Source organism: Pseudoalteromonas sp. SR43-3, assembly GCF_014163875.1.
Classification (GTDB): domain Bacteria; phylum Pseudomonadota; class Gammaproteobacteria; order Enterobacterales; family Alteromonadaceae; genus Pseudoalteromonas; species Pseudoalteromonas distincta.
In genome coordinates, this window is sequence record NZ_JACJEC010000018.1 from 68,604 (window position 1) to 77,760 (window position 9,157).

Consider the following 9,157-nt stretch of genomic DNA (forward strand, 5'->3'; position numbering starts at 1 on the left):
ACAACTGCAATATATTTTTAATAAATAGTACTATTTTTGTCTATTTGAGTGTTTTTTTGAGCAATAACTCTATATCGGGGTATATATTACGTGGGCTTTATGACAAACATGTGAAATTGGGGTGTGAAAAACAAAAAACCCATTACAAATTTGCAATGGGTTTTGTTAACAAATAACTTAATGTGTTATTACTTACCTATTAAGGCTTAAAACTTGTAGCTGATACCAACTTTAGCCTGCCAAGCTGATGACGATGAATTGATTTGTGAGTAATTACGCACATCTGCACCGCCAAAGCTGTTGTCTATTTTATATCTGCCTTGGTCATCAAGGCCACCAAAGTCATAAATAGTTTGGTTAGAGTAACCTAAGCGTTTTTCTACACCCCAGTCGCTGTTTAGAAGGTTTGCGAAATTATCAATCATTAGATAAACCTCACCAGTGTGACCTTCAGCAAAGCCTGGTATTTCTTGCTTAATGCTAACGTCCATCGTAGTAACCCAAGGTTGAGTTGCTGTATTTTTACCTAAAATACCACCACGCTGAGATATACCAGCACGCTCTAGTAATGGTTCTAACTCAGCCCAAGTCATACCTGATTCATCCCAGTTTACATTTGGATCATCAGCACCTGTAGGTATATATGGTAAGTAAGCACCATTACTGAAGAAACTACTCGTATCACCCAAATCACTGTCTTTATACATGTTCATTGTATAACTAAATGGACGACCTGAACGACGTTCAAAATACACGTTAAACTGAGTCGCATACCCTTCAAAAAACTCTGTGTTATATGCTAAGTTGATTTTAAAGCTGTGCTCAACTTCGTAAAAACCACGTGCTGCAATATCTTCATTACGATTTACTGTAATATTATGCTTGTAGTTGCCTTCCGCTTGAGAAGCTGAACCGGCTGATGACTCGGTAACATCCTGGTGTGCATAGCTTGCCGATACAAACAGGCCATTGTCCCATTGTTTAGCAATACCCGTTGAAATAATAATTGAACGACCATCATCCGATGAATTAGTCATTTCTATGTCAGCGTTATCAGCTAAAGAGCCACTATAAATAGTTTCATTTATAACGCGTTCACCATCAGCTGCAATACCGATTGGGTTAATAGATGTATTATGCCATACCGCCTCATTCTCTTTTTTATGATAAGCAATCTCTGCTTGCCATTTAAAGCCATCACCTAATAGTTCAGAATCAAACTCATATTCAAAACCTATTTGGGTGCGAATGCTTGAAGGCAATTTAAAATCAGGGTCGATATAAGCAACGCTACCAGCACCTTGTTCTAATGAATTTTGAATTTCACTAGGCACCTGAGTAATATCGGCAGTGTTATTTGCATAGTAGTCGTTAATTACATCGTTAGGAGCAGATACTAATGTAATACCATCGCTTTGGAATGAGTTGTTATACCAAACATTTGGAATACCACCTTGGAAACGACCAATACCACCGTTAATAGTAAGGGCTTCTGTTACGTAGTATTTAAAGCCAACGCGAGGAAGTATAATGTCTAGACCATCTAGATTTTCTTGGTTAGTAAAGCCATACGTATTCGCAAAATTTTCATTTAGAGTTGGTTTATCATCTGATGATAAACGCTCATAACGAACACCTGCTGTAACTTCTAAATCGTCACCTACATAAAAAGTGTCTTCAATGTAAAGTGCTAGTTGATTGCGTCTTACATCATATGCTGTATCAGCTGAATCATTAGTGTAAGCATTCTGATAAGAGAAATCATAAGAACCAATTTCACGGTTTTCAAAATTTTCTAAGCTATCAAACTTCCACGTGCCAAGAGAGTTTTCAGCAAATAAGTTATATAAACGAAGTGACTCATATTGAGCACCAAAGTTTATTTCATGCTCATCCATTAAATAGGTAGCATCGAGTGTAAAAGTTAAATTTTGCGTTTCAGAGCGGTTAGCATGACGATATTGATCTGTACCAAAGTTGTAAGAAGGGCCATTTCGACCATCTTCATCAACTGAAATACTACCTAGATTTGAGCGAGTTGCGCTATCAGAGGTAACATCTTTATACGACACACCAATTTCAGTAGAAAAATCTTCAGTCCAATCAGAGTAAAGCTTTGTTGAAAAGTTATTGAACTTCGTTACGTAGGCGTAGGTGTTCGATGTTAGTACAATATTATCGCCACCGGTGCTAGTGTTACGCTCATCTTGATCGTCTTGCCATTGGTAAGTAAAATCTAAACGATGGTCATCACTTGCGTTCCAGCTTAGCTTAACTAACAGGTTTTTATTTGTATCTTCTGGCGCACCTGCTAATGAATCAGTCAAGCCATATTCATTATTTAAAATAGAAATGAAACGGTTATAGTTAGCTTCAGAAGTATTAAATTCGTTGGCTGCACCAGAGCCGTCAAAGCCGTAATCAAGATCTAATTCGCTTGACCATTCTGAATAGTTAACGAAATAAAACAGTTCGTCTTTAACAATTGCGCCACCAACGTTAAAACCAAATCTTTCTTCAGTTTTAATCGGCTCTACTTTATTTGTAGAATAAGTTTTATGACCTAGCTCATCAAGGTCATCTTCTTGAACAATGCTATCGACATCGCCTGCAATCTCTGGAGTAGAGATTTCATAAAAGCCAGAGAACTTAAACTCATTTGTACCAGATTTTGTTACTGCATTAATAGTACCGCCACCAAAGTTACCTTTAGAAGCTGAGAAAGGAGATACATCAACAGAAACTTGTTCAATAGCATCAAGTGCTACAGGAGGCTGAGAAGTGGGGTAGCCACCAAAGTTCAAGCCAAAGTCATCATTTTGACCAATACCGTCAACTGTTAAACCGTTGGTACGAGGGTTACTACCTGCAAACGTTAGCTCGCCATTACCATTAATACTGGCAAGTGGGTTTAAGCGCGCAATATCTTTAATGTCGCGGTTAAAGCTTGGCATATTTTCAATAGTATCAGAACCAAATGAGCTGCTTGAGCCACCAGATTGCTGAACGATTTTATAACCAGACACTTCAATTTTTTCAATGTTTAGCGGAGCAAGCTGCGAACTTAAGCGGTATGTTTCACCCAGATTTAGATAGATATTTTCAACAGTTGTATCATTAAACTTATCAGAATCGATGATAACCATGTAAGGACCACCTACACGTAAGCCATTAGCGATAAACGTACCACTTTCGTTTGTAGTTAGCTCGCTAATAGTTCCCGTTGGTTGGTGAACTACTTTAATTTTAACGTTTGCAGCACTGCCACCTGAAGGCGTCGTAATTTTACCACGCATTGCAGATGAAGTATCAGCAGCCATTGCGCTTGTAGAAACACCTAGAGCTAAAATTACCGCTCCAGTTAATTTCGAAAGGCGAAGCTTAGTCATAATGTTGATTTCCCGTGTGTAGGTTATATAAATTTAATACTGTTTATTTGTCAGTCGTCATTTTTAGTGCCGTTTCTAACTCTTTTGCAGAAGGGTCAAATAAGGCGTTTAATAGTCCAGCTAGTCGAATACCCGCTTGTTGTAGGCGTGTTTTAACAATTGGAGTGTTGTTATAAATGTAGCTGTACCCAACTTCGTCGTTGGTGTACTTATAAATTTTTGTTGCTAAATTGTGTGATTCTTCAACCCAAGTTTTAGGTGAGCTTTGTAAATACTCAGCAATTAACTCGCTGTTATTTGTATCAATAAATTGAGCGTATTCAGTAAACGACAAGTTCTCGTTCTCAACTAACTTTGTATCCCAAAGGCTGTGAAGATTTGTTTCTTCGTTAAAAAATGAAACCTTAATACGGTTACCACCTCTGTCTTCACCTCGACCGGCATGAAATGGCTGATGACTATCGCCTACTAAATGCACTAAAAAACGCAAACTGAACTGCTTAGCATCTAAGGTGCTATTTTTATCAGTGAGTGTTTGCATTGAATAGTGAATGCCTTCTAGGATATTACTTACAGATTCTTTGTTTTTAGTGTGATCGTGATTGAAGCTGAAAGATTTTCCTGGTGCTGCATTAATATAATGCCAACGAGATGATTGCTTTTGCCAAAAGTCGCCAGGAGCAGAGCGCATTTCATCAGGCCACGTTGATATTTGCGCAAGTGACTCACCATCTAAATAAGGTTTAATTGCTGCTTTAGTTGTTTCGCTTATATGAGATTGTGCAATCTGCCCTACAATACGGTGGCCATTTTGACCCCAAGCGTGTGAGTTAGTGCTTGTGAATATCGCACTAATCAAAAGCGCAGAAGATATCGAGTACTTTATATTGTTATGCATTAAAACTTCCTAAATGAATATTTCATGGGGTTGCTATAAGCTAATGCGGTCAATTGTCCTCATTTTTAATGTTGATAGGAAGGACTTATTAAAATTCATAATTTCTTATTCAATTACGTTTAAAATCAGTCTCTTATATTTAATAGGTAAAATTACTTGTTGTAATAGGTAAGCGAAATTGTTCAAATACACTATATCGTCTATTTTTGGGTGGCATTGCTTTGAATTATAAAAATATTGTGTTGCACAAAATGTTAATTGTTACATTTTTGTTTCTATTGTTGGTCGTTACGTGGGTTTGCGGTCAAGTTAGTGTATACAATGATGATTTACATTTTCCGGTTATGATCGAAACCTCAACAGAGTGTCAAACAACTGCTACAAGTAATAAAGACCAATTAATTGTTTTTACACAATCAAAAAAAATAGCCAAGTTATTAACACAAAAGTTATGCTCTGATAACGTAGTAGCTAAGCAATATGGCTCGGTAAAAGGGTATTGGGGATATAGAACGGCAGATAGCTTTGAGTTTGTTGGTAAAGGAATTGCTGACCTAATTTTGGCTAAAAGCAATATTATGGCTGCATTTAAAGCGGAGTCGACCTATAACTACCAACCCGTAGTTGGTTTTTCTGACTACACGGCTTTTTTTATATCTTCTAAAGAAAAACCTCGAATTACTAAACAATATTTTTTAGATAAACGCATAGGTTTGCTTGATTATCCTACCAGCCGATCAGGGCATATTTTACCAAAGCAAATGTTTAAAGAACTGGATATAAATTTAGCTAATTTGAAAATCACTTATGCTAGTTCTCATAACGAATTACGCGATTTACTCGCCGACGGAAAAGTAGATATTATTGCTTCGTTTTGGAAAGAGAGTGACGAAAAACGTTTTTCAAAAAACTATATTACGCCTTTGAGTAATAATATTACTGGAACAAGATGGTATTTAAAAATGCAGCAAAATAATACTGATTTATTATGTGCAGTACAGGCAAATTTGCTTGATATGTCTAAAGATCAAAGTTTGCATTATTATCAAAATGCACAATCGTTTTGGAGTTGCGGTACTAGCTCAGTAAACTTAAAAGAGGAAGTTAGTGATGAGTAAATATAAACAACTACTTGTTTTACTATGCTTATTTTTAACTTTATCTTCTGTGTTTTATATTTCTGTAATTCAAAAAAGCCAGCAAGTAGCTAAACAAAAAATAACGCAGATAGAAAGGCAAATTGCACTCGACTTACCATTACTTGATTTATCAAATGAGCTGCTAAAGCATTCAGGGAATAAAGATGCGGTTAATAGCTACATTAAAACCTTAAATAGCTACATTAATTCGAACGATCTTAAAGTTGTTACTATTGCACCAAAAGGCGAAATGCTAGCACCTGTAAATTCACACCAAATAACACGTAGTTTGAGCACTAATAACGGACCTGTATTAGTTGTATTTAACGTTCAGCAAACCCACTTTACATTGAGCCATTTTATTTACTATTTTATATTTTTAGTATTAAGTGTGTTGATTAGTTTTTGGGTAAAGTTTGTGTTTATTAAACAAAGTAATAAGCAGTTTAATAATGCACAGCATCAATCAATTACAGAGCCTACGCCGCTGATGCTTATAGTTGATCTTAACGATAAAACACTATCAAGTAGTTGTAATACAGAGCAAAAAGTGGGTTTAGCCAATAAGCCATTATGCTTTTATTTAGCACTTGTAGAGTATTGTACAAATAACGATGATGTAGCGCTTAGTCATAATAAAGATGTACCAGAGGAGCTTCTAGAGCTCGCTAACAAGTATTTTTATAGGTTGGTCGAACTTGGTCATACGGTTAGAAAAAGACCTAATTTTAATAATAGCCTAGAAAAAACCTTGAGTGAGATACGTGCGGCATTAGATGAAGTACTTAGCGAGTGTCCTGAAGAAAAAGAGTTATATTACCCACCTAAAGCCTATGGAGAAGGCTCTCGTTCTCGTTTGCATAGTTATGGGCTGGCAAATATTAAAAAAGGTAATATTGAAATAAGAGGAAAGTAACTAGATTACTTTCCTCTTATTCTTAGAGGTTATTTAGGGGTAAATTCAGCCGCTTTAAGAGGGCTATTTTTTGATATAAAATCTTGAAGTGCTTTAGCATCTGTTTCATCTGTACTTACAAAGCCTTTTTTATTTGTAAGCGCAGGATAACCATCACCGCCTGATGCGTTATAGCTATTTAGACTCATTCTGTATGTTTTATTTTTATTAAGCGGTTCGCCATTGATCAAAACATTAACCAACTGATTATTTTTACGCTCAAACGATATTTTATGGTATTGCAAATAAGCACCAGCATCCGGTGGGAAGCTCGTTACTGTATTTAAGTAACCCCATAAATCACTGCCTTGCCAATCCATATAAGTAATGCGGTTTTTAAAAGGATGTACTTTTAAAATATCTTTATAGCTTACTTTACCAGCCTCTATTGAGCTGCGAATACCACCGCCACTTATTAATCCAAAGTCTGCATTTACTACATCCATTTGAGCTTGAATAATTACACGTGCAAGGTTTGTTTGTTGGTAACGAACTTTGTTTCTGTCACCTTCTAAGCGAGCATCTACTTCACCAATGGTACCTTCAATTTGTTTAGCGCCTTTAGCTTGGTATACCGCTAAATAAGATTCAAGTTTAGGGTCTGGTTTAATGTACTCGTTTGCTAATACTGCTTTAGTAGAGCCATCAGCTTGAACTTTATCTACATACAAATTAACAGGCATGAGTTTGTAGTCTAGTAACGTTAATTTTCCGTTTTCAAGCTTAAACTCAGCTTTACCAACATACTTACCCCATTCATGGGCTTGCATAATGTAAGTACCGTTTTGCTGGTCTGGTTTACAGGCAATGCCAGGTTTAAAGTTATCGTCATTTACATTTGTATCACTCATACACACAGGTTCTTGTGAGTGACCGCCAATGATCATATCAAGTGTGTTTGCAGGAAGTAAGCGAGCAAGTGTTACATCACCTGGTGCATTAATGCCAAAGCTAGCATCAACATAATGACCCATATGAGTCAGGGCGATTGTAATGTCTGGGTTGTACTTAGCTTTTATTTTTTTAGCTAGTTCTGCGGTAATGTCAACAGGGTCTTTAAACTCTAAGTGGCCAATATACTGAGGATTACCAATTTTAGCTGTGTCTGTTGTTGTTAATCCAATAACAGCAATAGTTAAGCCATTTTTTTTGAATATTTTATAGCTATCAAACGCATGTTCGCCTGATTCTTTTTCAAATATATTGGCTGATAGAAAAGGAAAGTTCACCCATTTTTGCTGTTGCTTCAAAACATCAATAGGGTTATCGAATTCGTGATTGCCTAATGCCATTGCATCATAACCAATCAGCGACATACCTTTAAAGTCAGGTTCTGCTTTTTGTAAATCTGATTCAGGAATGCCTGTATTTATATCACCACCAGAGAGAAGTAATACTGCATGACCTTGCTTTTTAGCTTCATTGCGTAATGAGTCAATTAACGTTTTGCGAGCTGCCATACCGTATTCGCCTTTTTCGTTTTGCCAAAAGCGCCCATGGTTATCATTCGTATGAAGAACAGTTAAATATTCAGTAGGAGTACTGTTAGAGGTTGATTCAGGAGCAGGAGATGTACATCCAAGTACACTAAAAATAATCGAAAATAAAATAATTATACGCATAAAATACCTATGGATTAAGGTCTACTTAATTTATCAAGCGGGTAGTTTAAACTAGTTTTATGCTAAAAAAACGTACTTATTGACATTTTATTTAGAAGGTACAGTTAATCGATTTGTGGCGGCACTTTCGCGACGCTTTAACTCTGCATCCGCATATTCCCGCTTAGTATGGTTTATACCTACCATCCACGTTAAAAAGCTCGCCGGTAGTTTTGTGTATGGTTCACCTTTGTGTAAACCAAAGTCGCAAATTGTTTGTTTAGTGTGTGGCATTGTTAGATCCTGTTGTTTGTGTTTTTTTAAGGTAACAAATAAGTGACCACACTTTTAAGATGATTTAATTTTAAATAGTCAGATTTATATAGCAAAAAAGAATATAAATAATGGCATATGTAATTAATTTGTTATCAACACGGTCTTAATTGTATCAACTCACACTTTAGAATCGATTTTAGTCGCCGATGGCATTAATGTGTTAACGCATTAACTAATTATTTAAAAAATATAACAGCAGGAATAAAACATGAAAAAACTTTTACTTGGCTCATCACTTGCTGCAGCAAGTTTTACAAGCACCGCTACTATAGTTGAAATGAACACGAGCCAAGGTGTCATAGAGATTAACTTGTTTGATCAACAAACCCCTAAAACAGTCGCAAATTTTTTAAGTTACGTTCAAGACGATTCATATAACGAAACAGTAATTCACCGCTCTGTTAGTAACTTTGTTATTCAAGGTGGTGGATTTACATACTCAGATTCATTAGATGCGATTACTACAAAGCCAGCTGTAGAAAATGAGCCTGTTTTTTCAAACGTTAAAGGCACCATTGCAATGGCTAAATTATCAGGCAATGAAAATAGCGCTACAAGTCAGTGGTTTTTTAATATGGCTAATAATAGCGCAGGAAGTGCAGCGCCAGATACGCAAAATGGCGGTTTTACAGTGTTTGGACAAATTACTGCCGCGAGCCAATCAACCTTAGATAAAATTGCTGCTTTAGTGCATTGTGGTGATACACCGGTGGTCTGAGGGATCCCCACTTTATCCAGCGGCCTCTTTTTCGTAATTCAAAATAAAGTTTTTTAAACTTTTTTCTATATAGCTTTGTGTAATACGTCTCTTACATAGCTTTATGACTTGCTTGGCTAAG

At 36.3% G+C, this 9,157-nt stretch carries 6 protein-coding genes and 1 pseudogene; 3 read left to right on the plus strand and 4 right to left on the minus strand.

Annotated elements, in window-relative coordinates; translation table 11 throughout:
- Positions 1–206: 206 nt before the first annotated feature.
- Together H5088_RS16530 and H5088_RS16535 are read right to left on the minus strand one after the other, a co-directional pair.
- On the minus strand, positions 207–3,389 hold the full coding sequence (locus tag H5088_RS16530) for a TonB-dependent receptor (RefSeq protein WP_182753763.1): 3,183 nt from the start codon (positions 3,387–3,389) through the stop codon (positions 207–209).
- A gap of 43 nt (positions 3,390–3,432) precedes the next feature.
- Complete coding sequence (locus H5088_RS16535) at positions 3,433–4,287, minus strand: S1/P1 nuclease (RefSeq protein WP_182671135.1); 855 nt, start codon at positions 4,285–4,287, stop codon at positions 3,433–3,435.
- 251 nt (positions 4,288–4,538) lie between these two features.
- On the opposite strand from H5088_RS16535, the gene H5088_RS16540 reads away from it, so the two are divergent.
- Complete coding sequence (locus H5088_RS16540; RefSeq protein ID WP_084324632.1) at positions 4,539–5,405, plus strand: hypothetical protein; 867 nt, start codon at positions 4,539–4,541, stop codon at positions 5,403–5,405.
- The gene (locus H5088_RS16545) at positions 5,398–6,342 is read left to right on the plus strand and encodes a hypothetical protein (RefSeq protein WP_182753765.1); all 945 of its coding nucleotides are present in this window, start codon (positions 5,398–5,400) and stop codon (positions 6,340–6,342) included. The genes H5088_RS16540 and H5088_RS16545 overlap by 8 nt, the downstream gene beginning before the upstream one ends.
- 29 nt (positions 6,343–6,371) lie before the next feature.
- Here the strand turns inward: H5088_RS16545 and ushA are convergent, their stop codons facing one another.
- Both ushA and H5088_RS16555 read right to left on the minus strand, forming a co-directional pair.
- Entirely contained in the window at positions 6,372–8,003 is a 1,632-nt protein-coding gene (ushA, locus tag H5088_RS16550; RefSeq protein WP_182753767.1) for a bifunctional UDP-sugar hydrolase/5'-nucleotidase UshA, read from the minus strand.
- Between the two features lie 87 nt (positions 8,004–8,090).
- Positions 8,091–8,276, minus strand: a complete 186-nt coding sequence (locus H5088_RS16555; RefSeq protein WP_024594581.1) for a hypothetical protein — start codon at positions 8,274–8,276, stop codon at positions 8,091–8,093.
- A gap of 250 nt (positions 8,277–8,526) precedes the next feature.
- On the opposite strand from H5088_RS16555, the pseudogene H5088_RS16560 reads away from it, so the two are divergent.
- Positions 8,527–9,033 (plus strand): annotated as a pseudogene (locus H5088_RS16560) (peptidylprolyl isomerase); the annotation flags it as partial.
- Between the last annotated feature and the right edge of the window lie 124 nt (positions 9,034–9,157).

Coding starts and splice junctions, on each gene's coding strand:
- H5088_RS16540 (WP_084324632.1), top strand. CDS start 4,539: ATGTTAATTGTTACATTTTTGTTTCTATTGTTGGTCGTTACGTGGGTT.
- H5088_RS16555 (WP_024594581.1), bottom strand. CDS start 8,276: ATGCCACACACTAAACAAACAATTTGCGACTTTGGTTTACACAAAGGT.
- ushA (WP_182753767.1), bottom strand. CDS start 8,003: ATGCGTATAATTATTTTATTTTCGATTATTTTTAGTGTACTTGGATGT.
- H5088_RS16545 (WP_182753765.1), top strand. CDS start 5,398: ATGAGTAAATATAAACAACTACTTGTTTTACTATGCTTATTTTTAACT.
- H5088_RS16530 (WP_182753763.1), bottom strand. CDS start 3,389: ATGACTAAGCTTCGCCTTTCGAAATTAACTGGAGCGGTAATTTTAGCT.
- H5088_RS16535 (WP_182671135.1), bottom strand. CDS start 4,287: ATGCATAACAATATAAAGTACTCGATATCTTCTGCGCTTTTGATTAGT.